The organism is Holdemania filiformis DSM 12042, assembly GCF_000157995.1.
Classification (GTDB): domain Bacteria; phylum Bacillota_I; class Bacilli_A; order Erysipelotrichales; family Erysipelotrichaceae; genus Holdemania; species Holdemania filiformis.
In genome coordinates, this window is record NZ_GG657552.1 from 174,771 (window position 1) to 175,606 (window position 836).

The 836-nt window shown below is 56.8% G+C and carries 1 protein-coding gene; it reads left to right on the top strand.

All coding sequences use genetic code 11. The features are described from left to right. Window positions 1–48: 48 nt before the first annotated feature. The coding region (locus HOLDEFILI_RS19500) for a hypothetical protein (protein WP_039863672.1) at window positions 49–836 on the top strand (788 nt) is incomplete at its 3' end.

Below are 836 nucleotides of genomic sequence, written 5' to 3' on the forward strand. Positions count from 1 at the left end.
CACGGTAGTGATCACCGGTTCGTTGTATTTTATTTCCGAGGTTCGCGCGTGGCTGATGAACGCAGGTTTGTGAGAACGGCGCGGCGCTGGCAGCTTCTGTATTGGCTGGAAGTGATTTTACTCGTCAGCGTTTTGGCGGCGGATTTTATTGTTGAGTACAGGCTGGGCGTTCGCCGCCGGCGCGGCACCCTCGCCGGTGGTTTCCTGCTTGTGTTTGGATGGTGGTTTGCGATCAAACCGACCCGGCGGAAATTTGCGGGTGTTTGCCATCAGGCTGGGTTTCAGGCGGAGCTGAGCCGGCAGTTTGCGAACGTGAGCGCGGTGGAGCCTTCTACACTGGATATTGGCTGGGACAGACAGCTTGGTTTGGATCCTGTGCGTTATCGCTGCGAGTGGGACTGGGCGGTTCAGGGCGAAGCGCAAGGTATCCCTTTTCAAGTCGGGCGGTTTACGCTGCGGCGGGAGAGTGAGAAACAACCGGTGATCAAAAATGGACTGTGGATTCAGCTGAAATGCAGCGGGAACAAGGATGCGGACTGGCGGCATCTGCGCAGCGGCGTTTCCTTTCGCAGAGGACCGGCGCTGCCTGTGTTGGCTGAAACGTTAAAGCCGGAAGAAGGACAAGCGCTGAGCGAAATTGACAAACAGACGCTGCAGGACTGCGGGTTCGGTTTTGACGAGCTGCTAGTTCGGAATCAAAACGATCGGATGATCCTCGTTATCAAAGAAAAACCGCTCCGTGACCAGCCGGTGCTAAGAAAGCCGGATTTAACGAAGGATTCGGAGGGCGAACGCTGCGCCAGGCTGATCCGCGCCGCGGCCGGATCGATTAAAAG